The sequence below is a fragment of the Rickettsia africae ESF-5 genome, assembly GCF_000023005.1.
Taxonomy (GTDB): domain Bacteria; phylum Pseudomonadota; class Alphaproteobacteria; order Rickettsiales; family Rickettsiaceae; genus Rickettsia; species Rickettsia rickettsii.
Map to the genome: position 1 here is coordinate 563,036 of NC_012633.1, position 24,225 is coordinate 587,260.

Sequence of the window (24,225 nt, forward strand, 5' to 3'; positions counted from 1 at the left end):
TGTTTTAAGCATTGTTATTTGTCAAAATCAAAAATAGGTCCTGCTATGTTGCCGCCTACCTGCCAAGTCTCAGCTGAGTTAGTAAACAGAGTATTAAGTTTATTGCTACCGAATCCTAATAAGCCTGTTAAAGAAATTTGTGGAAAATAAGTAGCTTTTATTGTTTTTAAGTTTACATCTGCTGCTAGTAAATTTTGCTCTGCTGCTTTAATATCCGGTCTTTGCTCTAAAAGCTCTGATGGTAATATTTTAGGTAATACCGGTAGAGCAGGGAAGTAATCTATTGGTTTATTACGATAAATTAAGCCGTTTACTATATTTTCAGGAATTCTACCTACTAAAATTTTTAAAGTGGTTTCCTGCTCATGTCTTTGTTGTTTTAAAGGCGGCAATGATAACTTAGTAAGTGCAAGCTCGGAAGCAGCTTCACTAACCGATATTAAATCACCTACGCCAAGATTATATAATTTCTGATTTAATTTATAAATTTCCGTTTGAGCCTCAATTAGCTTTTCAGTTAGATAGATTTGTTTGTCTAATACTAAAAGATTAAAGTAACTTATAGTGACGTTACTTATAACTGATAAAAGTACCGCTGCCTTGTTATACTCACTTGCAAGGAAAGTTTTTTTAGCTGATTCGCTAGCGTTGGCGGCTGCATCTATAAATCCAGCTTGTAATTAAGCACGCTTGCTAGCCCCAAATTATTAGAGAATTTCGGTTCATTCGGTGCTTTTGTTTCTTTACTGTTTTTTGTTTGATTTGCTCCGCCTTGTAAATTGATTTGTGGAAATCTATAAGAATTAATAAGGTTAAGCTGTGCTTGCGCTGCTAGCACATTACTCATTGCCAGCTTAATATCGGAGTTACCGGTTAAAGATTCTTCGATTAGGTTATTTAACACCGGATCGTTAAATTGCAGTCACCACTTGGAGGATGCATTATTATTTTGTTCTAGAGAATAATTATTCCAAGTAGTAGGTAATGAGAGTTTAGGGGGAATATTATCGTGTTTTGCATTACAAACACATAGAAGAAATGATGAAATCGATAAAACTAGAATATATTTTAAGTAAATGCAAAATCGGCATATGAAGTTCATCGATTAGGTTCATTAAAATAAATTACTTAATATTAATTATGAATCTTTAAACCGTTATGTCAATATAGACTATTATTTGTTCAACTAACTATTTTTATAATTACGTAATAATGTTGCTATAGCATATTTTAGAAAGCTTGATATAAGTGAATTTTGCAGGATTCGCTTGTGTGTTCACGTATTTTTATAAGCTGTGTAGGCTCACCCTTAAATTCATCTTATCTGAAGCTTTCTAAAATATGCTGTAACTTTTCAGAAACAACTTTAATTTCATAATTTTGTTTGAGAGTAAGGTAGGCGTTTTTAGAAAATTCTTTTGCTTTTATAGGGTTCTCTATTAGATAGACAATTTTTGCTGCTAAATCTTCAGCAGAGCCGGCTTTACAAATAAGCCCGTCTTGCATGTCGTTTAAGATTGCTGCAGGCCCTTCAGTATCTGTACTAACGATAGGCATGCTTGCCTCCATTGCTTCAAGCACTATAATTCCAAACGGTTCATGAAGAGACGGTAAGCAAAAAATATCTATTTGTTTAAAGAATTTATCTCTATCGTTAACCCATCCCGTAAATGATATTTGATCTTGTAAATTAAGTTTATGTGCTAAAGCAATTAAATTATCTTTTTCTTCGCCGCTTCCACCTATAACTGCATGAAGATCATATTTTTTTTCTTTTAAAATTTTGATAGCTTTAATAAAAACATCAACACCTTTCTTAGCTACAAATCTTGCTAGTACACCAATTACGACAGGTTTTCTATATGTTTTATTTGGAATAAAGTCTTTAGCAATATTTATCATATTCGGTAGGATGCATATCCTAGATTCGGCAAAGTGATTTTTTAATAAAAATTCTTTCATATGATGCGTCAAGGCAATAACAAAATCGCATTTACGTAGTCCTTTTAAACTATAATTATGAGCGATACCGATTAATTTTATATTTTGTGATTTAGCAAATTTACTAAAATTTATTGCTCTGTTACCGTGTGCTATAATTATATCGGGTTTAGTCTTATGAATTATATACTTAAAAATAAGTACCGAGAGTAAATCAAACGGTACTATATTAGGTAGTTTTAAGCTTTGTTTGTGTAGAAAGGAATTTATTTTTGCCTTGTAAGAAGTGATATTTATAACCTCAATTTTTTGCATCTCTAAAGCAGTGCTATAATCTAAAAATGCTTGTTGAATGCCGCCAAGGTCACGACTTAGCATAATATTAAGGATCTTCATTACTTTAATTGCTCGATTTCTTTTTCTGTTAAACCGGTAAAATCTATAATTTTATCTAAAGGTTTGTTTTTTGCTAACATTTTTTTAGCTATAGAAATTTTTTGTTTTGCTTCCCCTCTGGCTTCCCCTTTAGCTTCAGTATCCATAATTTTCTGCTCTTTTACGGCTAGATTATCCATTTCGGTTTTTATCATTTTTTCATAAGTATTTAACTCTTTTTCAGACCAACTAGCTTGATCCAAAGCATAAAAAGCTTTTTTAATAATAAAATCATGACCTATCAAATTCCTTCTAGAGTGCTTTCATGTGCATGTTTAAAGAAACTATGCCCATTTTTCTTGAAGGTTCTCTAATTGATCTAATTCTTTATTAAATTTCTCAAGCTCTAAGAATATAAAATAAAAATCTTGTAGGTCGTTCTCATAAGTTTTAGTATCAAGTAATCTGTGATTTGATCTCCAATCTTTTTTGTCGGGCAATAAAATAAAATCGGCAATAGCTAAGAATATTACTCCTCGAAGTTTTGCATATTCTGCCATTTTTTTTATGATTTTCATCTTTGTTTATTATTTTTCTTGAATAGGCCTTTGTTGTGTAAAGCTGAGCTCGTTTTTCAAAACCTGGATGTTTGCTGACCTGCATCTCTACAATAAATTGAGTACCGTATTTATCTCTACATAATACATCAACTATAGATTGTCTATAAGCAGCGATGTCGGAACCTTAGATTTTTTTAAAAAAGTAACTTTGGTAATTATTTCTTTTCCCGTATAACCTAAAATGTTATTTAGAAAATGAATAAGTATATCCTTATTTTTTTCTGTACCGAAAATTTTTAAAAATGCATAGTTATTTTTAGGGTCTAAGAAACGTGAAATTAGCATAATAGTCTATATTTTTATATATCATTACTTCATTATAGTAAATTCCAAGAAATTTGCTATAATACAATTTCCTAATATGTAAAACATTATGATTAGTAAAATTAATTTTGTAAAAATGCATGGTCTCGGTAATGATTTTGTTATTGTTAACAAACGAGATTTATCAAGTTCATATGATTTATCGCAGTTAGCAAAAAATATGGCTGAGCGTCATACAGGTATTGGTTGCGATCAGTTTATTATTTATGAAGAGCATAATGATTTTTATGAAATGATTATATATAACATAGACGGCTCTAGTGCTAAATTATGCGGTAATGCTACAAGATGTTTAGCCAAGTTAATTTATCTTGATACGGGAAAGCAAGATATTACTGTAATGGTAGGCAATAAAAAATTGCTATGTAATGTCAATGATGAAAATAATATTAGCGTTAATGTAGGAAGCGTAAGTTTTAATGAAGCTTGGATGCCAAATCGTGATAAAGTTTGGGAATTTGCAGAGCGTTATATGATTGATTTAAAGGAAACTATTTGCGTTGATATAGGTAATCCGCATGTAGTTATTTTTAGTAAGTTAGAACCTCAAGATCAAAAAATTGTCGGTGAAAGATTGCAGGCTAAGGAATTATTTGCAGATGGGGTAAACGTTAATTTTGCTGAAGTAAAAGATAATAAAATCTATTTATCCGTTTGGGAGCGGGGGGCAGGGTTAACCCTTGCTTGCGGAAGCGGAGCTTGCGGTAGTTTTGCTGCCGGTTTAAAGCGCGGTTTTATTCATTCACCAAGTACTATAGTCTTTAAGCACGGTAACCTTACTATGAAAGAAGAAAACGGTAATATAATAATGCAAGGGGCAGCTACGCTTGTAGCACGTGGGGAATATTATTGTGAGCAATAATTTAAGACAAAACGTAGTAACATTTGGCTGTAGACTTAATATTTACGAAAGTGAGATAATACGAAAAAACTTGGAATTGTCGGGTATCGATAATGTAGCAATATTCAATACTTGTGCGGTAACTAAAGCAGCTGAGAAACAAGCAAGACAAGCTATACGCAAGGCTAAAAAAAATAATCCTGATTTAAAAATTATTGTTACCGGCTGTAGTGCTCAAACAAGTCCGCAAATGTACGGTAATATGCCGGAAGTTGACAAAGTTATAGGTAATGAAGAGAAGTTATTACCTAATTACTACCAAATTACCGATGCAAAAATAACAGTTAACGATATAATGTCGGTGAAAGAGACGGCAAGTCATTTAGTAAGTAGCTTTGACTGTAAGTCTCGTGCTTTTATTCAGGTACAAAACGGTTGTGATCATTTTTGTACTTTCTGTATTATCCCTTATGGTAGAGGAAAAAGTAGATCAGTAGCAATAGGAGCTATAGTAGAGCAGGTAAAGCATTTGGTATTAAACGGCTTTAAAGAAGTAGTTTTTACCGGTGTCGATGTCACGGCTTATGGTAGTGATTTGCCAGGAAGTCCAACATTCGCACAAATGATTAAACGAGTGTTGAATTTAGTCCCTGAATTAAAGAGGCTTAGATTATCTTCAATAGATGTTGCAGAAATAGATGATGAACTTTTTGAGCTTATAGCTTATAGTGAAAGGATAATGCCGCATTTTCATATTAGCTTGCAAGCAGGTGATGATATGATATTAAAACGTATGAAAAGACGTCATAATAGAGCAAGCGTAATAGAGTTTTGTCGGAAGCTGCGGGCAATAAGACCGGAAGTATCTTTTGGTGCGGATATTATAGCTGGTTTCCCGACTGAAACCCCTGAAATGTTTGAAAATACAAGACAATTAATTTCAGAAGCGGAATTACAATATTTACATGTTTTTCCTTATTCGGAAAGAGAAGGAACGCCTGCAGCACGTATGCCACAAGTACCTAAAAATATAAGAAAAGAAAGGGCAGCAATTTTAAGGCAAGAAGGGCAAAACCAGTTGACCGAATTCTTTAAAAAACATATAGGACAGAAAGTGGAGTTATTAGTAGAGAATAATAATATTGCCCATACCGAAAATTTTATTCCGGTAAAGCTAGATAAACCTTTAGAAATAGGGCAGATATTTAAAGCGAAGTTGGTGGCGATAGAAGAGAATTATATGAAGTGTATGTTGGTTTAACGTCATTGCAGGGAGGTATTGTTGTGTAGATACTGAAGGTCGTCATTGCGAGGAGCCGTAGGTGACGCGGCAATCCAGAAAATAATTAAAAAAATTCTGATTTACAGAATTTTTAACTGGATTGCTTCATCAATTGCTATGCGATTTCCTTGCAATGACGGATAAACAGGTCCACGCAACAATGCCCGCTCGCAATGACGTTCTACCTTACAATAAAAAATCAAAAACAAAAAAACAATCATGGAAAATATAGAAACAATATTAAGGCTTGCTGAGGACAAAATCTTATTAGTACAAAACTTAAAAGCTCTGCAAGAATATAAAGTAGAATTTTTAGGCAAGAACGGTATAGTGACCGGTGAGCTTAAAAAATTAGGTAGTTTAAATGAACAGGAACGTAAAGAATTTGGCTTAAAAATCAATAAATTAAAAGATAAAATACAGAATATAATAAAAGCAAAAGCAGAAATTTTAGAGGAGCAGGAACTAAATTTTAAACTTGCTGCCGATAAAATTGATTTAACAATCCCTGCACGGAGATATAAACAAGGTTCTATTCATCCAATAACACAATGTAGTGAGGAGTTAATACAAGTATTTTCGCAGTTTGGTTTTACTATAGAAAACGGACCGAATATCGAGAATGATTTTTATAATTTTACCGCTCTCAATTTTGAAGATGATCATCCCGCAAGGCAAATGCATGATACTTTTTATTTGAAAAGTCAGGAAAATAATAAGCCGCTGTTATTACGTACTCATACCTCAACAGTGCAGATTAGAGCTATGAAAAACGGCAAACCGCCTTTTAGGTTTATAGCACCGGGTAGGACTTATAGATCGGATTCGGATATGACGCATACGCCAATGTTCCACCAAATAGAAGGGCTTGTTATGGATAAAAATATCAATATGGGACATTTAAAATATGTTATCACGACATTTATAAAAAGCTTTTTTGAAAATTCTAATATTGAATTACGTTTTAGACCCAGCTTTTTCCCATTTACCGAACCTTCTTCCGAAGTTGATATTCGGATGAATAAAAACGATAAATGGCTTGAGGTCCTCGGTTGCGGGATGGTTCATCCAAACGTGCTTAAAAATGTTGGTATCGATAGCAGCGAGTATCAAGGTTTTGCTTTTGGGCTTGGAGTAGAGCGTTTTGCAATGTTAAAATATAATATCAAAGATTTAAGACAATTTTTTGAAGGCGATATGCGTTGGCTTAAACATTATAATTTTGGGAGCTTTGATATACCGAATTTAGCAGGAGGGCTTACGAAATGAAATTTACGTTATCATGGTTAAAACAATTTTTAGAGACATCGGCTTCAGTTACTGAAATTGCCGAAGCCCTAACAGCTATTGGCCTTGAAGTGGAAGAGGTGATAGATAAAGCGGCGGAATTACAAAAGTTTGAAGTAGCATATATTACAAATATTAAACCTCACCCGTCAGCTGATAAATTAAAGCTTTGTGATGTTGAGACTAAAAGCGGTATGCTGCAAATAGTTTGTGGTGCGCGTAATGTAAGAGCAGGTATAAAAGTAGTACTTGCAAATATCGGAATAGAAATACCAAACGGTAAATTTAAGATTAAGGAATCTGTTATTAGAGGCGAAAAAAGCTGTGGTATGCTTTGCTCTGAAGAGGAATTACTGCTAGCTTCAGAGTCTGAAGGGATTATAGAGCTATCTGAAGATGCCGTAGTTGGAGAGAATTTTACTAAATATTACGGTTTAGATGATCCTATATTTGTTATTAACGTTACTCCTAATCGTGGTGATGCACTTGGAGTTTACGGCATCGCAAGAGATTTAGCAGCTAAAGGAATAGGAATACTTAAAGAGCTAGAAATTTCGCCAATAAAGAGTACATTTATTTCTAAAATGAAGCTTAACGTGCAAGATAAGGAAGCCTGTCCGTTATTTACTTTTAGAGAGATAAGAAATTTAAAAAATAAACCAAGCCCTGATTGGTTACGGAAATTATTAAAAAATGTTGGGGTAAAAACTATTTCAAGCTTAGTGGATGTAACAAATTATATTTCCTATAGCTTTGGGCAGCCGATGCATGCTTACGATGCAGATAGGATAAAAGGGGGAATTACTGTAGCACGTCATTGCGAGAAGCGTAGCGACGAAGCAATCTCAGGACAACAAAATGAGATTGCCACGGCTGCTTTGCAGCCTCGCAATGACGTAGCTAAATGCCACGCCCTAAACGGCAAAGAATATTTACTTACAGAAAATGATTTAGTTATAAAAGATGAAAGCGGTATTCAAGGTCTGGCCGGTGTCATTGGCGAGGCTGATAGTAGTTGTACTGATAGTACGACTAATATAATACTCGAGGCTGCTTGTTTTAATGCTAAAATGGTTGCAGCTAGCGGGCGAAGGTTCCAAATTGATACGGATGCTAGATATCGTAATGAGCGTAATATCGATAGAAATTTTACGGAAAAGGCTTTGGATATAGCAACTAATCTTATTTTGTCAATATGCGGAAACGGTGAAGTATCGGAAGTAGTGAAAGTCGGTGAAAAAGAGTCACAAAAAAAACCTTTAGATTTTTCAGCATGTTATTTAGAAAAAATTACAGGAATTAAACTAAATATCAAAGCGATAGAAGCCATATTAAATAAACTAGGATTTATTACGGATGTTAAAGGTGAGCTTATAAAGGTAATAGCTCCTTCTTGGCGTCACGATATAACTATTTTAGAAGATATAGCTGAAGAAATCGCTCGTATTTACGGCTATGACAAAATAGAGAGTATAAAATTACCTGAACTAGACCAAGATAATAATAAGCTAAGAGAGCATAAAAGAATATCTAGTTTTAAAAGGATATTAGCAAGCAAAGGCTATGATGAGGTAGTAACTAACTCTTTTATGAGTAGTGAAGATGCAAAGTTGTTTGCTGAATTAAAAGAAGAGTTATTTTTGCTTAATCCTATTAGCATAGGAGACAATTATATGCGTCCTACTATACTGCCGAATTTGTTAAGTATAGTAAGTAAAAATCTAGCACGCTCTATAAAAGATATGGCTTTTTTTGAAGTTGGACCAAGTTTTATAGATTTAAATACGGAAGCAACTTATTTGACGGCAATTATAAGCGGTTCATATAATAATAAAAACCCTCATTCGCTTGGACGAGGCTATGATGTTTTTGATCTTAAAGGTGATTTAGAGTTGGTAGCTGATTATGCAGGACTATCTATAGATAAATGTATAGCAACAAATGGGACAGCATTGCCACAATATTATCATCCAACTAGAGCAGTAAATATAGGGCTTGGTAAAAATTTATTAGGTCATTTTGGGCAGATACATCCTAAAATCTTGAAATATTATGATATTAATCAGGAAATATTTGCATTCGAGCTAAATATTACGAATTTGCCGTTGATAAAAGCTAAATTTGGTAAAAGAGACGAATTTGCAGTATCGGATTTCCAAGCTAATTTTAGAGATTACGCATTTATTGTTGGTCAAGATCATAGAGTCGGTGAAATAATATCATATATAAATAATTTTAATACAAAGCTTATCAAATCAGTTATATTATTTGATATTTATAGTGGTGATAAATTACCTGAAGGTAAAAAATCTATAGCGGTTAAAATAGAACTACAAGCAGATGATCGGACGTTATCTGATACTGATTTAAATTCGTTCAGTAAAGATTTAGTTGCTGCCATCTCACAAAAATTTCAAGGAACATTAAGAGAATAACAATATGTTAAAATTAATAGTTGAAACAAAAACATTAGTTCAGTCCCTAGGGTTTGCAAGTTCCGTTGTTGAAAAACGTAATGTCATACCTGAATATGCAAACATTAAATTATTGGCAAAAGACGGCAATCTAGAGCTTAGTTCTACTAATATGGATTTGTACTTAAGTCAAAAAATAGCAGTACAGGTAGTAAGTGAAGGTGAATGTACCGTTTCTACGAAAACTCTAAATGATATAGTCCGAAAACTTCCGGATTCCGAGCTTACATTAACAGATCTCGGTACAACGGGACTTGAGATCAAAGGAAAAAATTGTAAATTTAATTTATTTACTTTGCCGGTTAGTTCTTTTCCTGCAATGGATAGTATTAATCCTGAAGCAAGTTTTAAAATTTCCTGCACGGATTTTGCTAAAATAATCGAATCGACAAAATTTTCGATTTCTTTAGATGAAACTCGTTATAATTTAAACGGTGTTTATTTACACATAAAAGACAAAGAGTTTTGTTCGGCAAGTACCGATGGGCATAGACTTTCGATTTCATGGGTAACATTAGAAAAACAAATAAAGAATTTTGGAGTTATATTACCCCAAAAAAGTGCAGAGGAAATTTTAAAAATCGTTAAAGATCCTAAAAATATAAATGAAGATATAGAAATTTTATTAAGTAGCAATAAGATTAAATTTATATGTAACGAAAATACTAGTATGCTATCAAAGCTTATAGACGGTACTTTCCCTGATTATAGTACTTTTATTCCGGAAAGCAGCAGCTCAAAATTAGTAATTAATCGAAAAATGTTTGCAGATAGTATAGAAAGGATAGCGATAATAACCGTTGAAAAATTTAGAGCAGTAAAATTATCGTTATCTCGTGAAACCTTAGAGATTAGTGCCGTAGGTGAAGCAAGAGGTAACGCAAAAGAGGTTATTAATTCTTCACAAGATAAGGAAAGTTTTTATGAATATAATAGTGATGAGTCTTTAGCTATAGGCTTTAACCCGCAATATTTGGAAGATGTCTTAAAAGCAGTGAAATCGGATGTAGTAGAACTATATTTTTCAGATGTTTCAGCACCGGTACTTATTAAATTTCCTGAGAATCCTAAAGATATTTTTGTCGTCATGCCTGTTAAGGTGTAAGTGTTATGAGAACCGGAATATATAAGCATTACAAAGAAAAATTATATCAAGTTATAGATACTGCAAAACATACTGAAACTTTGCAAGAGTTATATGATAATTTCCAGCTTCTGGGTAAGGCCGTTTGAAATGTTTAACGAAAAGGTTTTATTACACGGCAAAAATATTCCACGTTTTGAATTTATTTCTGAGAAATAATTAAATCTGCCCTATGTTCATGCCCGCCTATGCGGGTATGACATCGAGTGGTTTTTTTTGAGCCATATAACAATGCTAAAGAACGGTGGGAAGAAATAATTTTTGACTAATAGCTAAAGCTTCTCTATTATTTCCCTTAAGCACACTAATTAAATATTGGTTATGAAGAAAATTATCGGATTATTTTTTGTAATTATACTTAGTGCAATAAGTACTAGTATCTTAGCGGGTGATTATCCAAAAACAGAACGAGAGCAGAAATGGGACGAAGTAGGTTCTATAGCAGGTGAAGAAGGATTAGTTTTTAGACCGGGTAGGGTTAAGAATGAATCTACTAAAGCTGTAGGAGGTTCAGTTAATAAATATCTCTGGCAAGCAGCATTAGAGACTATAAGTGTTGCTCCTCTTGCATCAGCCGACTCAAACGGCGGTGTGATTATTACGGAATGGTATAGCCCACGTTCTAATCCTAATTTTCGATTTAAAATAAATATATTTATTAAAGACGATGTAATCAGCCCTGATTCAATCGAAGTGAAAGTATTTGAAGAAATGCTTAAAAATAAACAATGGGTACTTAATGAAAACACCTCAAATCTTGCTATCACGCTTGAAGATAAAATTTTAAGAAAAGCTAGAGAAATATATATTAATAGTGTGAGGTAATAACAGTATTGCCGTCATTGCGAGGAAATTACGGAGTAATTGACAAAGCAATCTCAGGATATTTGATGAGATTGCCGTGCAGTCTATGACTGCTCGCAATGACAATGTAGTATATAAATTAAAAAAATATGAACCAAATAGAACAAAAATGGCAGTACATTTGGCAAGAAGAAAAAGCTTTTGAGGTATCAAACGCGAGTAGCAAGCCAAAATATTACGTACTTGAAATGCTGCCTTATCCTTCCGGTAAAATCCATGTAGGTCACGTACGCAACTATTCTATAGGTGATGTTATTGCAAGGTTTATGACTATGCAAGGTTTTAATGTGCTTCATCCGATGGGCTGGGATGCTTTCGGGCTACCTGCCGAACATGCCGCAATAAAAAATAATTCTCACCCAAAAAAATGGACATATTCTAATATCAAGAATATGAAAAAGCAGCTAAAATCTATGGGCTTTTCTTATGATTGGTCTAGAGAGATAAATAGTTGTGATCCTGAGTATTATAAACATGAGCAGAAATTCTTTTTAGAGCTTTATGAACGAAATCTTGCTTATCAAAAAGAATCATTTGTTAATTGGGATCCGGTTGATAATACCGTGCTTGCGAATGAACAAGTTGTAGACGGGCGTGGTTGGCGTTCAGGTGCAATAGTTGTAAAACGTTATTTAAAGCAATGGTTCTTAAAAATTACCGATTATGCTGAAGAATTATTAAACGAAATTCAGAATTTAAAAGAGTGGCCTGAAGCTGTTCGGTCTATGCAAGAGAAATGGATAGGTAAATCGATAGGTGCTAATTTTCATTTCAAAATTAAGGATAATGAAGAGACTACTATAGAAGTATTCTCAACCAAACCTGAAACCATTTTTGGTGCTAGCTTTATAGGAATTGCCTTTAATCATCCGATAATAGAGCGGTTAGTTTCTAAAACACCTGAAATACTCGCTTTTATAACTCAATGCTCGCATATTACAAGAAGTAGCGAACTAGAAAAGACTGAAAGGGAAGGTGTATTTACCGGTCTTTTTGTTATTCATCCTTTCGATTCAAATATAGTTTTACCGGTTATTATTACTAATTTTGTGCTAATGGATTATGGAACTGGTGCAATATTTGGTTGCCCTGCTCATGACGAATGTGACCATGAATTAGCTGTCAAAATGAATTTATCTATTAAACAAGTAATTAAAGCAGATATGGATGTACAAAAGACTGCTTATACGGAAGATGGAATTTTAATTAATTCGGATTTTCTAAACGGCTTAACTAGTCACGAAGCAAAACAAGAAGTCATCGGAGAATTTGAGAAACTAGGCATAGGTAAACGCAGCGTAAATTATCGTCTAAAAGATTGGGGGATTTCAAGGCAGCGCTTTTGGGGATGTCCTATTCCTATGATTCACTGCGAAATTTGTGGCATAGTGCCTGTACCTTACAAAGACTTACCCGTTATTTTACCTGATGATGTTAATTTTGACGGTCACGGTAATCCGCTTGATCATCATCCTAGTTGGAAACATGTTAATTGTCCGAAATGCGATAAGCCGGCTGTGCGTGAAACCGATACTTTTGATACATTTTTTGAATCATCTTGGTATTTTATGAGATATTGCAATAGCAATGCTACAGAGATGACTGATAAAAAAGCTTGTGATTACTGGCTACCGGTCGATAAATATATAGGCGGCATTGAACATGCGGTAATGCATTTATTATATGCAAGGTTTTTCACAAAAGTAATGAACGAACAGAATTACGTAAGCGTTCGGGAGCCTTTTAAAGGGCTATTTACTCAAGGTATGGTGCTGCATGCCACTTACAAAGATGAACATAATAATTGGTTATATCCTGAAGAAGTAGTTAAAAAGGGTAATGAATTTTTTCATAAAGAAAGCAATAATAGAGTAGTGCAGGGACGCATTGAAAAGATGAGTAAGTCTAAAAAGAATCTCATCGATCTTGAGACAATGCAAGAGCAATATGGGGCAGATGCTATTAGGCTTTTTGTACTGTCCGATAGTCCGCCTGAGAAAGATCTAGAATGGTCGGCAAGCGGTATTGAAGGCTGCTCACGTTTTATTAATAAGCTTGAGTATATGTTTAAGGCGATAGATTCTTTAAAAGATGATGTGAATAGCGAGGTTAATAAAGAGCTTAATAGGTTAGTACATTTTACAATAAAGCACGTCGCCGAAGATATAAAGCATTTTGCCCTAAACAGAGCAATAGCACGTATGCGCGAGCTTTCTAATGCTATATCTGCTGAAATATCCAAAGATAAAATTGATGTTAAAACCGTAAGGCATGGCTTTAATGTTTTAGTACAGCTACTAAATCCTTTTATCCCGCATATTACGGAAGAAATTTGGCAAAAGCTTGGCAATAAAGAGCGATTATATAATTTGTCTTTTCCTGCATTTGATGAATCAATGCTAGAGTTAGATACATATATTATGGCAGTGCAGGTTAACGGCAAACTCCGTGATACCTATGAGTTTAAAACTTCCGTAAGTGAAGATGAAATAAAGCAAGTTACCGTCAGTCTACCAAAGGTACAAAAGTTTTTAGAAGGGCAAGAGCCGAAGAAGATTATCCTCGTTCCTCGTAAAATTGTGAATATACTCGTTTAATTTGGAAAATTGGCTACGTTGTTTTGGTAAGTCTTCGGATGCTCACGTATTAAGTATATGCTCCGCTCCTCGGCTTACAGACTCCTGGCTCTTTCCAAATTAAACTGCGTCTATCTACTTTTCATTTATCAGAAGTATATTATTTTTTGAATCTGTCATCCCGCGACTTGATCGCGAGATCTAGTTTAAAATACTAAAATTATTAGTACTTTGAGTTGTTTTTAAATACCGTGGTTAAGCCGCAGTATGACACCTAGCATACTTTTATTGTATTACCACCATACTAACCCAAAAAAAATAGTAGTATGACCTAAAACTACCTCCTTATGTTTATCTAATGAAGCGTCATAATGCTGCTGCGTCTCATTTATAAAATTACTGCAATTATTATGGTAAGTACCTTTTGAAGCACCCTTATAACTCTGATAAGATGAAGTTTCATAATGCCCCTTCTCTAAGGTAATAGTAAATATTGTTTATTAGCATTAATACTTTATCTATTATATAATTGGCTACTTACCAAAATGCGGCAAAAACACCGCCATCAATACTTAAAGTGTCTTCTTCTGTTTTACAAGTTATAATCCTAAGATAACAGAGGTTTGCTATACTATCTAGACTTAGATTTAAATCTGACTCTGAATCTAGCACGTCTATTTTTTTTTCTATTAGTCATAAAGATACCCTTTTGTATAACTTGTGTCTAAGGGTAAATTTGTATGTCAATCCGGTACTCACATCCTTACGTATTTTTATGTATGCTGCGGTGGTAAGTGTTTCCGTGTCGTCTTCAAATTCTTCCTTATTAGCTACATTATGCAATAAGTCTATTGTAGGCTCAGTAATTTAAAAAAATCAATTAGCTACTAATAGACTGTCTGTAATAAATTTTAATCGGTAATTTAATTTTTTTTTGCTGTAAATTATAAGATTTTTTTGAAATAGGAACTGCTATTTCTGCAAAAATCTTCAATTATTAATTAAAATTTATTACAGATAGACTATTAACGCCTGATTTTATACCTGAAGTCAATAAATGGTATTAATAAATTAATGCATGAAAATATCGATTTCATTCCAACCGATAAGGTCTAAATTAGCTCTTATCGGTAAAAAACGGAAAATATCTTGGGCAAGTTCATATCTATTTTCTTTAAGTAGCATTTTTTGTAAAATATCTTTTAACTGATGCAAATAAAGCACATCTTTTGCTGCATATTCTTTTTGTTCTGAAGATAAATTATCCGCACCCCAATAGGAAGATTGTTGTTGTTTTGAAATATTTATATTAAGCAATTCTCGGCACAAATCCTTAAGCCCATGACTATCGGTATAAGTTCTAACTAGTTTTGAAGATATTTTAGTACAAAAGATATTTTCTAAATCTATACTTAAATATTTTTTTATGGATGCTAGATCAAATCTAGCAAAATGAAATATCTTACATCTAGTTTTATCTAGTAATAATGCTTTTACATTAGGAGCTGTATAATCTTGATTTGTAAAATGAACAAGATGAGCTTCACCATTGCCGTTACTAAATTGTAGCAAACATAGTTTATCTCTATGTAGATTTAGTCCCATTGTCTCGGTATCTATAGCTAGATCTCCTTCAAGTTTAAAATTATTAGGTAGGTCGTTTTGATAAATTTTTATAGTCATAAATGATTTTTAATTCCTTTGAATCAATAATGTTGTTGTGCGGATCGAAAAACGCGTTCTATGTCATATCGTGGCTTGACCACGGTATCAAAAAAAAATTAAAAAAGACTGGATCCCGCGATCAAGTCGCGGGATGACAACAAAGTTTTGTTATTGGTGATTAAACACCTGCTCATTTGGAGCAGCTACTCCTAAAACTTTCTTTGCTTGTTCTTCTAACATATCTTTATTTAGAGATTCCGTTCGAAGTAATTTGACGTTATGCTCAAGTTCTACTCTTTCTGCTCGTAAGCCTTTTAGTTCATCATAAGCTTTTTCAAGCTGCCTATTTACTTTTAGATATGCAATAATCCCTTTGTTACCATATATGCAATGAAAAACAAAATATCCAAGCAGTAAAGCTAAAACGATATTTAAAATTATTTTTTTAGCATGATTATTTAAATGTATTATCATAAATATATATTCATAAGAAATAATATCAGAGCGGTTAAAATAATACTATCAAATCTGTCTAGCACTCCTCCATGACCGGGTATTATATGACCGCTATCTTTAATATTAAATTTTCGCTTAAAATATGAAATAAATAAATCACTTAATTGAGCTATTAATGCTAATATACAACTAATTATAAACAAATAAATTTTATTTGAAAAATAGTAATTTTCAATATGAAAGTTTGGTATAAAACTAACTAATACCGCAACTAAACCTGCTGATAATACTCCCGTCACTAAACCACTCCAGGTTTTTTTAGGACTAAGTTTCGGAGCAAGTTTTGCTCCTTTAAAAGTTTTACCGCCAATCATAGCGAAAGTATCTACTGACCACATTATGCAAAAATAAAGCATAATAAGCCATCTATTGGTATCTTCCATACTTAAAAATATTAATAGGCTTATAGGAATCGGAATAATAATTAGCCCGATTAATAGATCAGGAATAGAAGAGTAGGTCATATTATACCATTCACTTAACATTCCCGTACCTACTAATATCATTAGAATATAGAATAAAGGCTTACACCATAATATAGCTATGACAAATAACGGAACTAAAACTATACCGGACAGGATTCTTAAATATATGTTTGATTTTTGTTTATCTTTTACCAAATGTTCTTTTCCTTTTTGAGTAATCATTTATAGCTTCTTGTATATCATATTTATTAAAATCAGGCCAATATTTGGGTGAGAAATATAATTCAGCATAAGCTGCTTGCCAAAGCAAGAAATTACTGATGCGATAAACCCCGCCCGGTCTTATTAATAAATCTACATCCGGCATTTCAGGATCATATAAAGCGTGTTGTATATCGCTGTCACTTACTGCTTTTTTACCGCTTGTAATAATTTTTGTGCAGGCATCAACTATTTCTTGACGACTTCCATAACTAAAAGCTATACAAAGCGTTATCTTATTATTATTTTTTGTTAATTCTATAGCATTATTTATTTGTTTTTGCAATGAGCTACTTAATAAAGTCAGCCTACCTATTACTTTTATTTTAACGCCGTTTTTATGTAAATTATTTAATTCGGTTTTTAAATAAATACTTAATAATTTTATTAAGAAATCTACTTCCGTGCTTGAGCGTTGCCAATTTTCGGAAGAGAAAGTATATAAAGTTATATAAGGTATGTTAAGGTTAAGAAACTCAGGCAGTAATTCACGAATTTTATCGGCTCCTGCTTTATGCCCTTCAGATTTTGTTAAGTTATGCTGATCTGCCCAACGAGCATTACCGTCCATTATTATTGCTAAATGTTTTATGTTAGTCATTATTTTATATTTTAGATGTTGCTGCATGGATCGATTTTTCCGTCATTGCGAGCGACTGCAAGGAGCGTGGCAATCTCATGAAACAATATAAAATTTCTGAGATTGTCACGCCCTCGGCTTTGCCTATCCTTGTAATGACGACTTGGCATCTACACGGGAATGACATCGGTAGTCATATTTTAGGTATTTCGATTCTTACCGATAGCCCGCCTAAATCCTTGCTATCTTCTAAATAAATAGAGCCTTTATGATCGTTTATTATTTCTTTAGTAATAGCAAGCCCAAGCCCTACGTTACTTGCATTATCAAGCTGTCTTGCTTTATCCGATCTATAAAACGGTTTAAATACAAGGTGTGTTTCCGTATCATCTATACCGGGACCGTTATCCTCAATAATTATAGCTACGGTAGATGAATTATCTTTTGAGGATATCTTAATTTTAGTTCCATATTTTATAGCGTTACCGATTAAATTAGACAAGGCTCTTTCAAAAGAATGCGGCTTAATGCATACTTCTAGTTTATCTAAATTAGTAGATTTTATAAATTCAATATTTACATGTGACCATTTGTTAAAAAAACGTTCCATCCAAGGTAATAATAAAATGTCTTCAAATTCTTCTGTACTTTCACCTTTAGCAAAATCTAAATAAGAATTTATCATTTGCTGCATAGTTAATATATCTTGTTTTAACCCTTCGATTTCTTCGCTTTCTTCCATCAATTCAAGTTGTAGCTTCATTCTTGTTAAAGGAGTTCTCAGGTCATGAGAAATCATAGCAAGCATAGTGGTTTTTTTAGTAATTTGTTTTTCAATACGAGCTTTCATTTTTAAAAAAGCAAGCCCTGCTTTTCTTATTTCTAATGCTCCTGAAGGTTTAAAATTTTTGCCTTTTAAAACACCTCGACCAAATTTATCCATGCTATCCGCAAGAGTGAGTATTGATTTAATTTGATTTTTGGAGAAAATAATAGAAACAGAAAGTAATATAACAGTTAAAGATATAATCCATAAAACAAATATATATACTGTAGGATTAAGTAGTAACTTTGCAGGAAAAGTAATATATAATACTCCATCTTTTAATTCTAAAAATACTTCAATTTTATTTTCCTTATTTAGTTTAACTATATTTTTTTCATGGATTTTTGTAGCTAAAATATTTTTGAATATAGTTAAAGGTTCACCTAATTTAGGCTGTTTTATAGATAACTTTTTATTAAGCTGAAACTGATAAGATAAATTAAGATAATTTTCCGATAAATGGGTTATCTTTCTTGAATTATTTCTATGTTCTTTAATCAATGATTCTATTTCATTGATAATAATAGTACTAGTATAATATGAAACATTATACCAATGACGATCGTAAAACAAAAATATAGCAACGATTTGTCCTATTAAAATCGGAATGATTATAATAAACATAAACCGTACAAATAATGTTCTTGGTAAAGCATATTTCAAAGAGCTTGATACAAGCGAATTTTTCAAGATTCGTCTGTGCTCACGTATTTTTATACGCTGTGTAGGCTCGCTTTTAAATTCATCTTGTCTGAAGCTCTTTGAAATATGCTGTAATAATTTAGATATAAAGTGCATAGCCCTCATTACGCACAGTTTTTAAATATTTCGGCTCTTTTGGGTTGTCTTCTATTTTGCTTCTTATTCTTGTAATTTGTACATCGATAGAACGCATACTAAGCCCTCCCATTATTTTTGACAGTTCAAAACGACTAGTAGATTTACCGGAATTTTTTATTAATATCTCAAGTAATTTTTGTTCAGTAGAGCTAAGAGATACAATTTGATTATTCTTGATAAATTCTTTTGTATCGGAATTATAAAAATTATTGCCGAATTTAATTATATTCGTTTCTTTTGTAAAGTTATTATAATTATTGATTAAGTTATTTATCCGAAGTAATAATTCTCTCGGTTCAAAAGGTTTAGTTATATAATCAGAGGCACCGGCTTCAAGTCCTTTAACACGGTCATCAGCTTCCGATAAAGCAGTAAGCATAACTATAGGAATATTATTACCGGCATCCCTTATAGTAGTAGCAAAATCAAGCCCTGTTATTTCAGGTAACATAACATCTAAAATAATTAAATCATAATTAGAAGTTTTTAATAGATTTTTAGCTTCTATGACTGAGCTTGTCGTTGATACTAAAAACGCGTTTTTATTTAAAAATTGCTTTAAAAGTGCTAATATTCTGCTATCATCATCAACGATTAAAATATGTGCTTTGTATGTATGCATGTATACTCGTTTAATTTAAAAAAATTGTATTTCACTATTGTCATCCCGTGGCTTGACTACGGGATCTTATGTCGCAGGCTGTGTTCTGAGGTCCTGCGATCAAGTCGCGGGATGACGTTAAATACTACTGGATTCCCGCTTTCGCAGGAATGACATAAGAACTACGGCCGTATAGCTCATGACGATTGACAATACTTTAATATAAATATAGGTTAATGACAATGGTAAAACTAGAGCAAATTTTTGGGCATGTTTGGATTAACGGTGATTTAGTTCCTTATCAATTTGCAAGGATTCATGTTTTGACTCATAGCCTGCATTATTCAGGATCGGTATTTGAGGGTGAGAGAGCTTATAACGGCAAAGTTTTTAAACTAAAAGAACATACGGCAAGATTAATAAAATCAGCAGAAGCATTAGGTTTGAAAGTACCTTATAATGTAGACGAGATAATAAAGGCTCATGAACGTGTAATAAAACAAAATAATATTAAGGATGCATATATAAGACCGCTTATTTGGTGCGGAGACGAGTCGCTAAATATCACTAATCAGTATTTATCTACTAATCTTTTGATTGCCGGTATTCCATCTATGCCGAGGTCTTTTGAGAAAGGTATAAATTTGCATGTAAGCCGCTGGCGTAAAGCAATGCCTGATAGCACCCCGGTACAATCTAAATCCGCCGCTCAATATAATATGGCAATAACGAGTAAAAAAGAAGCTAAGGCTCTTGGCTATGAGGATGCATTATTACTTGATTATGAAGGGTATATTGCTGAATGCACTACAACAAATATTTTCTTTGTTAAAGATAAAATATTATATACTCCAATTGCCGATAGGTTTTTAAACGGTATAACAAGACAGACTATTATTGAAATTGCAAAAGATTTAGGTCTAGAAGTAAAAGAAGAGCGTTTAAAATTAGAGCAAATAGAGGATTTTACCGGATGTTTTGTTACAGGCACAGCAATTGAGGTACAAAATATTGATTCTATAGATCTTGGCAATAAAAAGATTATTTTTGATGATCATAAAATTGCAGATCGTTTGAAAGAAGAGTATAGGCGTGTTGTTAGGGAGTAGAAGAAACGTCATTGCGAGGAGGTATTGCCTGTGTATGGATACCGAGTCGTCATTGCGAGCAGTCGTAGACTGCGTGGCAATCTCATGAAATAATAACAAACTCCTGAGATTGCTTCGTCGAATTACTACGTAATTCTTCTCGCAATGACGATTTAATAAGCTAAACAATTAAAATCAAAAAAATCATGCATAACATATTTAAAGGTTTAATTACCGCACTTATAACACCTTTTAAAGATAATAAGTTAGACTTATATGCTTTAGAGAGAATTGTAAAACATCAAATAAAGCATGAAGTCGATGCAGTATTAATTGCAGGCTCAACGGGAGAAAGTAGTAGTTTAAGCTTTGAAGAATATAAATTATTACTGCAAACTAGCGTAGAAATCGTTAATAAGTGTATTCCTATAATAAGCGGGTGTTCATCAAATAATACTACTTATGCAAGAGCACTTGCAGCGGAATCTACAAAAATCGGCGTAGATGGTTTTATGGCTAGTCCACCATCTTATGTCAAACCTACCCAACACGGGATTTATAAGCATTTTGAAGCATTGCATGAAGTGTGTAATCTACCTATTATGTTATATTCAGCTCCAACTAGAAGCGGAGTAGATTTTTCTGATGAGACAATATTGAGACTTAGCAAGCTACCGCGTATTTTAGCATTAAAAGATTGTGGTGTAGATTTAGAACGTCCATTGCGGATCAGAGCAACAGTTAAAAAGGATTTCAATATTTTAACCGGTAATGATGAAGTAGTCTTAGCTTTTAACGCTCAAGGTGGGGTGGGGTGGACTTCTGTAGCCTCTAATATTGTTCCTAATATATGTAAAGAGCTATTAGAAAAATGGAATAAGAATGATACTAAAGGAGCATTAGAAATCCATCAGAAATTACTACCTTTATATACAGCATTATTTGTAGAATCTAATCCGATTCCGATAAAATATGCTGCACATTATTTAGGTTTATGTGAAAATGAAATTAGACCCCCATTAACTGAAGCAAGCGATAGTGCCAAAAAACAAATTGAAAACATCATAACATCACTATCTATAAAAATATGACTGAATATAAGAAAGTTATTGCACAAAATAAGAAAGCCCTTTTTAATTATTTTATTGCAGAAAGATTAGAAGCGGGTATTGTATTAAAGGGTAGTGAAGTACGGTCTCTGCGTCAGGGCAAAGCTTCTATAGAAGAAAGTCATGCGGCAGATACCGGACATGAGGTATTTTTGTATAACTGCCATATTGCAGAATATGAAAAAGCGAATAGATTTAATCATGCTACTCGTAGACCGCGTAAATTATTGTTGCATACTAAAGAGATAAAGAAAATTATCGGTAGAATTAGAATAAAAGGCTATACGCTAGTAGCTCTTTCTATGTATTTTAATAAAAAAAATAAAGTGAAAGTTGAACTTGGTATTGCTAAAGGTAAGAAATTACATGATAAAAGAGAGTCAATTAAAGAAAAAGACTGGAAAAGAGATCAGAGCAGATTAATAAGACAGAAGTAATGGACTTTGCTACACCGGATGACAAGCCGGCTTTGTTACATAGCTCGTTTTATGTCATTCCCGCTTTCGCGGGAATGACATATAGAATTACTTAGACTTTAGGAAGATATAAAATTTTTAAAAAAGGTATTTATGCAGCATATTATAGGTAAAATATTGGTTATATTTATAGTTATAATAGGAGTTTTATTTGTTTTCAAAACAATGAAAACTTATTCTACAAATCCGGTTTCCGTTGAGGTTAAACAAAGCGAAGATGCAAGAAAATGTGAGGAGGAAAGAGTACAAGAAATAATCAAAGATTATTTGCTTAAAACTCCGGAAATAATAATAGAATCAATAGAAGGGTTGCAAAAACGTAAAGTACAGGAAAATGAGACTAAAGTTAATAACTATATAAAAGATAATAAGTTAAGTATTGAAGATAGCACAAGTTTTCCTGTTATAGGAAATAAAGACGGTGATGTAACAATAATTGCTTTTTATGATTACAATTGTTCTTATTGTAAAAAAGGCGATGTTTCTATAAATGAATTATTGCAAAACGATCCAAAAGTTAAAGTTGTATTACGACCGCTTCCTATCCTTGGAGATGTTTCCGAATATCTTGCAAGAATAGTTTTAGCCGTTTATAAGGTTAATCCAAGTAAATTCAAAGCTGTTCATGATGAATTAATAAAAATAAGAGATGTTTCTAAGGAATCTATAAAAGAATTATTAACTGAGAATGGCTTAAATGCTACGGAAATTGAAGAAATTGCCGATAGTAATCAGATTAAAGATTTAATTACTCAAAATATGAAAATAGCTAGAAGTCTTAGAATTCAAGGAGTACCTGCGTATATAATCGATTCAAAATTAATACCTGGGTTAATAGATTTCCCACAATTACTAAATATAGTTAAAGAAATTAGGGGTAATTAAGAGTTCTTAAGAATTGTTGCGTAGACCAGTAAATGCTTTTTATGTTATGCCCGTGAAAGCATTGTTGTATGGATACCAAATCATCATTGCGAGGAGCGAAGCGACGTGGCAATCTTGTCAAGCATCCTGAAATTGCTTCGTCAATTAGTTACGTAATTTCCTTGCAATGACGACCTTCAGTTTCCACGCAACAAGGCCTAGTAGGAATGACAGCAATTGCTCTTGAATAACTTTTAGCCATTTAGTAAATCTAACATAGTTTTACCGATATCGGCAGGGGATCTAGTGATAATTACGCCGGCACTTTGTAGAGCTTCAAGCTTATCTTCGGCACTTCCTGTTCTTCCGACAATAATGGCTCCGGCATGTCCCATTCTTTTACCTGGAGGTGCTGTAATACCTGCAATAAAGCTTACTATAGGTTTCTTGATTTTTGACTGCTTGATAAACTCAGCTGCATCTTCTTCTGCATTACCGCCAATTTCACCGATCATAATAATTGCTTTTGTTTCATCATCTTTCAAAAACATCTCAATACAATCAACAAAATTAGTGCCGTTAACAGGATCGCCGCCTATACCGACACACGTAGATTGTCCAAGTCCTACTGCTGTTGTCTGTGCTACTGCTTCATAAGTTAGAGTACCTGATCTTGAAACAATACCTATTGTTCCTCTTTTATGAATATGCCCAGGCATAATACCGATTTTACATTCACCCGGTGTGATAACTCCAGGGCAGTTAGGACCGATTAATCTAGTTTTAGAACCGACTAAAGCACGTTTTACTTTCAGCATATCAAGCACCGGAATTCCTTCCGTTATACATACTACTACTTCAATTTCGGCATCGATTGCTTCTAATATTGAATCAGCGGCAAAGCCGGGCGGAACATATATAACGCTTGCATTTGCACCGGTTTTTGCTTTTGCTTCATGTACGGTATTATATACAGGTAAATCAAGGTGAGTATGACCGCCTTTGCCGGGTGTAACACCGCCAACCATGTTAGTGCCGTACGCTATCGCTTGTTCAGAGTGAAAAGTTCCTTGTAAACCAGTAAAACCCTGACAGATAACTTGTGTTTTTTTATTTATTAATATTGCCATGTTAAATAATGTTTATTGTTTTTATTTTACTTTGATGTCATCCCGCGACTTGATCGCGTGATCCAGTCCTTTTTTAATTTTTTTATGGATACTGTGGTCAAGCCACGGTATGACAC

The 24,225-nt window shown here is 33.2% G+C and carries 27 protein-coding genes and 2 pseudogenes; 13 read left to right on the forward strand and 16 right to left on the reverse strand.

Annotation, left to right across the window (positions count from 1 at the left end; all coding sequences use genetic code 11):
- Window positions 1-14: 14 nt before the first annotated feature.
- The 8 genes and pseudogenes from RAF_RS02955 to RAF_RS10370 all read right to left on the reverse strand — a co-directional run bounded on the left by RAF_RS02955 (window position 15) and on the right by RAF_RS10370 (window position 3,221).
- Window positions 15-392 carry a TolC family protein gene (locus tag RAF_RS02955; RefSeq protein ID WP_041471855.1) on the reverse strand — a complete coding sequence of 126 codons (378 nt, stop codon included), beginning with the start codon at window positions 390-392 and terminating at the stop codon, window positions 15-17.
- A pseudogene (locus RAF_RS10355) lies at window positions 393-665 on the reverse strand (TolC family protein); the annotation flags it as partial.
- Window positions 662-904 (reverse strand): TolC family protein, encoded by a 243-nt coding sequence (locus RAF_RS10360; RefSeq protein ID WP_041471856.1) that lies wholly within the window; start codon window positions 902-904, stop codon window positions 662-664. The gene RAF_RS10360 and the pseudogene RAF_RS10355, both read right to left, overlap by 4 nt.
- Before the next feature lie 416 nt (window positions 905-1,320).
- On the reverse strand, window positions 1,321-2,337 hold the full coding sequence (locus RAF_RS02965) for a glycosyltransferase family 4 protein (RefSeq protein ID WP_012719669.1): 1,017 nt from the start codon (window positions 2,335-2,337) through the stop codon (window positions 1,321-1,323).
- Window positions 2,337-2,621: a hypothetical protein gene (locus tag RAF_RS02970; RefSeq protein ID WP_012719670.1), complete on the reverse strand. Its 285-nt coding sequence runs from the start codon at window positions 2,619-2,621 to the stop codon at window positions 2,337-2,339. Before RAF_RS02970 ends, RAF_RS02965 begins: the two co-directional genes overlap by 1 nt.
- Before the next feature lie 39 nt (window positions 2,622-2,660).
- Complete coding sequence (locus tag RAF_RS02975) at window positions 2,661-2,876, reverse strand: Rpn family recombination-promoting nuclease/putative transposase (RefSeq protein ID WP_234943929.1); 216 nt, start codon at window positions 2,874-2,876, stop codon at window positions 2,661-2,663.
- Window positions 2,773-3,051, reverse strand: coding sequence for a PD-(D/E)XK nuclease family transposase (locus RAF_RS10365; protein WP_327203446.1), 279 nt, complete (start codon window positions 3,049-3,051; stop codon window positions 2,773-2,775). Before RAF_RS10365 ends, RAF_RS02975 begins: the two co-directional genes overlap by 104 nt.
- Window positions 3,027-3,221 (reverse strand): PD-(D/E)XK nuclease family transposase, encoded by a 195-nt coding sequence (locus tag RAF_RS10370; RefSeq protein WP_012719672.1) that lies wholly within the window; start codon window positions 3,219-3,221, stop codon window positions 3,027-3,029. Before RAF_RS10370 ends, RAF_RS10365 begins: the two co-directional genes overlap by 25 nt.
- Before the next feature lie 88 nt (window positions 3,222-3,309).
- Between RAF_RS10370 and dapF the strand changes: the two genes are divergently transcribed.
- The 9 genes from dapF to leuS all read left to right on the forward strand — a co-directional run bounded on the left by dapF (window position 3,310) and on the right by leuS (window position 13,749).
- Window positions 3,310-4,122: a diaminopimelate epimerase gene (gene dapF / locus RAF_RS02985; RefSeq protein ID WP_012719673.1), complete on the forward strand. Its 813-nt coding sequence runs from the start codon at window positions 3,310-3,312 to the stop codon at window positions 4,120-4,122.
- On the forward strand, window positions 4,097-5,362 hold the full coding sequence (mtaB, locus tag RAF_RS02990; protein WP_012719674.1) for a tRNA (N(6)-L-threonylcarbamoyladenosine(37)-C(2))-methylthiotransferase MtaB: 1,266 nt from the start codon (window positions 4,097-4,099) through the stop codon (window positions 5,360-5,362). The genes dapF and mtaB overlap by 26 nt, the downstream gene beginning before the upstream one ends.
- A gap of 240 nt (window positions 5,363-5,602) precedes the next feature.
- The gene (gene pheS / locus RAF_RS02995) at window positions 5,603-6,652 is read left to right on the forward strand and encodes a phenylalanine--tRNA ligase subunit alpha (RefSeq protein WP_012719675.1); all 1,050 of its coding nucleotides are present in this window, start codon (window positions 5,603-5,605) and stop codon (window positions 6,650-6,652) included.
- A complete protein-coding gene (pheT, locus tag RAF_RS03000) occupies window positions 6,649-9,105 on the forward strand; it encodes a phenylalanine--tRNA ligase subunit beta (protein WP_012719676.1) in 2,457 nt (818 codons plus the stop codon). Before pheS ends, pheT begins: the two co-directional genes overlap by 4 nt.
- Window positions 9,106-9,109: 4 nt before the next feature.
- The gene (gene dnaN, locus RAF_RS03005) at window positions 9,110-10,249 is read left to right on the forward strand and encodes a DNA polymerase III subunit beta (protein WP_012719677.1); all 1,140 of its coding nucleotides are present in this window, start codon (window positions 9,110-9,112) and stop codon (window positions 10,247-10,249) included.
- A 5-nt stretch (window positions 10,250-10,254) separates the two neighbouring features.
- Window positions 10,255-10,377, forward strand: a complete 123-nt coding sequence (locus RAF_RS09805) for a DUF1653 domain-containing protein (RefSeq protein WP_041471858.1) — start codon at window positions 10,255-10,257, stop codon at window positions 10,375-10,377.
- 1 nt (window position 10,378) lies between these two features.
- Window positions 10,379-10,447, forward strand: a complete 69-nt coding sequence (locus tag RAF_RS10375; protein ID WP_231839134.1) for a hypothetical protein — start codon at window positions 10,379-10,381, stop codon at window positions 10,445-10,447.
- A gap of 162 nt (window positions 10,448-10,609) precedes the next feature.
- On the forward strand, window positions 10,610-11,113 hold the full coding sequence (locus RAF_RS03015; RefSeq protein ID WP_004995768.1) for a DUF3576 domain-containing protein: 504 nt from the start codon (window positions 10,610-10,612) through the stop codon (window positions 11,111-11,113).
- A 128-nt stretch (window positions 11,114-11,241) separates the two neighbouring features.
- Window positions 11,242-13,749, forward strand: coding sequence for a leucine--tRNA ligase (gene leuS / locus RAF_RS03020; RefSeq protein ID WP_012719678.1), 2,508 nt, complete (start codon window positions 11,242-11,244; stop codon window positions 13,747-13,749).
- Here leuS and RAF_RS10570 read toward each other — a convergent pair.
- From RAF_RS10570 to RAF_RS03050, 7 genes and pseudogenes are all read right to left on the reverse strand, one after another.
- Window positions 13,746-13,842, reverse strand: a pseudogene (locus RAF_RS10570) (palindromic element RPE5 domain-containing protein); the annotation flags it as partial. The gene leuS and the pseudogene RAF_RS10570 sit on opposite strands and share 4 nt — an antisense overlap.
- A gap of 957 nt (window positions 13,843-14,799) precedes the next feature.
- Complete coding sequence (locus RAF_RS03025; RefSeq protein WP_004995765.1) at window positions 14,800-15,411, reverse strand: ribonuclease D; 612 nt, start codon at window positions 15,409-15,411, stop codon at window positions 14,800-14,802.
- Window positions 15,412-15,561: 150 nt separating this feature from the next.
- A complete protein-coding gene (locus RAF_RS03030; RefSeq protein WP_004995762.1) occupies window positions 15,562-15,867 on the reverse strand; it encodes an FtsB family cell division protein in 306 nt (101 codons plus the stop codon).
- On the reverse strand, window positions 15,864-16,556 hold the full coding sequence (locus RAF_RS03035) for a phosphatidate cytidylyltransferase (RefSeq protein WP_012719679.1): 693 nt from the start codon (window positions 16,554-16,556) through the stop codon (window positions 15,864-15,866). Before RAF_RS03035 ends, RAF_RS03030 begins: the two co-directional genes overlap by 4 nt.
- Window positions 16,516-17,223: a polyprenyl diphosphate synthase gene (gene uppS / locus RAF_RS03040; protein ID WP_010977222.1), complete on the reverse strand. Its 708-nt coding sequence runs from the start codon at window positions 17,221-17,223 to the stop codon at window positions 16,516-16,518. Before uppS ends, RAF_RS03035 begins: the two co-directional genes overlap by 41 nt.
- 145 nt (window positions 17,224-17,368) lie before the next feature.
- Window positions 17,369-18,799, reverse strand: coding sequence for a palindromic element RPE3 domain-containing protein (locus RAF_RS03045; RefSeq protein ID WP_200858186.1), 1,431 nt, complete (start codon window positions 18,797-18,799; stop codon window positions 17,369-17,371).
- Window positions 18,783-19,463 carry a response regulator transcription factor gene (locus tag RAF_RS03050; RefSeq protein ID WP_012719681.1) on the reverse strand — a complete coding sequence of 227 codons (681 nt, stop codon included), beginning with the start codon at window positions 19,461-19,463 and terminating at the stop codon, window positions 18,783-18,785. Before RAF_RS03050 ends, RAF_RS03045 begins: the two co-directional genes overlap by 17 nt.
- A gap of 215 nt (window positions 19,464-19,678) precedes the next feature.
- Here RAF_RS03050 and RAF_RS03055 point away from each other — a divergent pair, with 215 nt between their 5' ends.
- The 4 genes from RAF_RS03055 (at window position 19,679) to RAF_RS03070 (ending at window position 23,000) form a co-directional block, all read left to right on the forward strand.
- A complete protein-coding gene (locus RAF_RS03055; protein ID WP_012719682.1) occupies window positions 19,679-20,551 on the forward strand; it encodes a branched-chain amino acid transaminase in 873 nt (290 codons plus the stop codon).
- Between the two features lie 185 nt (window positions 20,552-20,736).
- Window positions 20,737-21,621 (forward strand): 4-hydroxy-tetrahydrodipicolinate synthase, encoded by an 885-nt coding sequence (gene dapA / locus RAF_RS03060; protein WP_012719683.1) that lies wholly within the window; start codon window positions 20,737-20,739, stop codon window positions 21,619-21,621.
- Window positions 21,618-22,076 (forward strand): SsrA-binding protein SmpB, encoded by a 459-nt coding sequence (gene smpB, locus RAF_RS03065; RefSeq protein ID WP_012719684.1) that lies wholly within the window; start codon window positions 21,618-21,620, stop codon window positions 22,074-22,076. Before dapA ends, smpB begins: the two co-directional genes overlap by 4 nt.
- A 132-nt stretch (window positions 22,077-22,208) precedes the next feature.
- Window positions 22,209-23,000 carry a DsbA family protein gene (locus tag RAF_RS03070; RefSeq protein ID WP_012719685.1) on the forward strand — a complete coding sequence of 264 codons (792 nt, stop codon included), beginning with the start codon at window positions 22,209-22,211 and terminating at the stop codon, window positions 22,998-23,000.
- A 233-nt stretch (window positions 23,001-23,233) separates the two neighbouring features.
- On the opposite strand, the gene sucD is transcribed toward RAF_RS03070, so the two are convergent.
- Complete coding sequence (sucD, locus tag RAF_RS03075; RefSeq protein ID WP_012719686.1) at window positions 23,234-24,109, reverse strand: succinate--CoA ligase subunit alpha; 876 nt, start codon at window positions 24,107-24,109, stop codon at window positions 23,234-23,236.
- Between the last annotated feature and the right edge of the window lie 116 nt (window positions 24,110-24,225).

What these genes read in the sequence shown, in the direction of transcription:
- RAF_RS02965 (WP_012719669.1), bottom strand. Translation starts at nt 2,337, where the DNA reads ATGAAGATCCTTAATATTATGCTAAGTCGTGACCTTGGCGGCATTCAA.
- RAF_RS02975 (WP_234943929.1), bottom strand. Translation starts at nt 2,876, where the DNA reads ATGGCAGAATATGCAAAACTTCGAGGAGTAATATTCTTAGCTATTGCC.
- RAF_RS10370 (WP_012719672.1), bottom strand. Translation starts at nt 3,221, where the DNA reads ATGCTAATTTCACGTTTCTTAGACCCTAAAAATAACTATGCATTTTTA.
- dapF (WP_012719673.1), top strand. Translation starts at nt 3,310, where the DNA reads ATGATTAGTAAAATTAATTTTGTAAAAATGCATGGTCTCGGTAATGAT.
- pheS (WP_012719675.1), top strand. Translation starts at nt 5,603, where the DNA reads ATGGAAAATATAGAAACAATATTAAGGCTTGCTGAGGACAAAATCTTA.
- pheT (WP_012719676.1), top strand. Translation starts at nt 6,649, where the DNA reads ATGAAATTTACGTTATCATGGTTAAAACAATTTTTAGAGACATCGGCT.
- dnaN (WP_012719677.1), top strand. Translation starts at nt 9,110, where the DNA reads ATGTTAAAATTAATAGTTGAAACAAAAACATTAGTTCAGTCCCTAGGG.
- RAF_RS09805 (WP_041471858.1), top strand. Translation starts at nt 10,255, where the DNA reads ATGAGAACCGGAATATATAAGCATTACAAAGAAAAATTATATCAAGTT.
- RAF_RS03015 (WP_004995768.1), top strand. Translation starts at nt 10,610, where the DNA reads ATGAAGAAAATTATCGGATTATTTTTTGTAATTATACTTAGTGCAATA.
- leuS (WP_012719678.1), top strand. Translation starts at nt 11,242, where the DNA reads ATGAACCAAATAGAACAAAAATGGCAGTACATTTGGCAAGAAGAAAAA.
- RAF_RS03025 (WP_004995765.1), bottom strand. Translation starts at nt 15,411, where the DNA reads ATGACTATAAAAATTTATCAAAACGACCTACCTAATAATTTTAAACTT.
- RAF_RS03030 (WP_004995762.1), bottom strand. Translation starts at nt 15,867, where the DNA reads ATGATAATACATTTAAATAATCATGCTAAAAAAATAATTTTAAATATC.
- RAF_RS03035 (WP_012719679.1), bottom strand. Translation starts at nt 16,556, where the DNA reads ATGATTACTCAAAAAGGAAAAGAACATTTGGTAAAAGATAAACAAAAA.
- uppS (WP_010977222.1), bottom strand. Translation starts at nt 17,223, where the DNA reads ATGCAGCAACATCTAAAATATAAAATAATGACTAACATAAAACATTTA.
- RAF_RS03045 (WP_200858186.1), bottom strand. Translation starts at nt 18,799, where the DNA reads ATGCACTTTATATCTAAATTATTACAGCATATTTCAAAGAGCTTCAGA.
- RAF_RS03050 (WP_012719681.1), bottom strand. Translation starts at nt 19,463, where the DNA reads ATGCATACATACAAAGCACATATTTTAATCGTTGATGATGATAGCAGA.
- RAF_RS03055 (WP_012719682.1), top strand. Translation starts at nt 19,679, where the DNA reads ATGACAATGGTAAAACTAGAGCAAATTTTTGGGCATGTTTGGATTAAC.
- dapA (WP_012719683.1), top strand. Translation starts at nt 20,737, where the DNA reads ATGCATAACATATTTAAAGGTTTAATTACCGCACTTATAACACCTTTT.
- smpB (WP_012719684.1), top strand. Translation starts at nt 21,618, where the DNA reads ATGACTGAATATAAGAAAGTTATTGCACAAAATAAGAAAGCCCTTTTT.
- RAF_RS03070 (WP_012719685.1), top strand. Translation starts at nt 22,209, where the DNA reads ATGCAGCATATTATAGGTAAAATATTGGTTATATTTATAGTTATAATA.
- sucD (WP_012719686.1), bottom strand. Translation starts at nt 24,109, where the DNA reads ATGGCAATATTAATAAATAAAAAAACACAAGTTATCTGTCAGGGTTTT.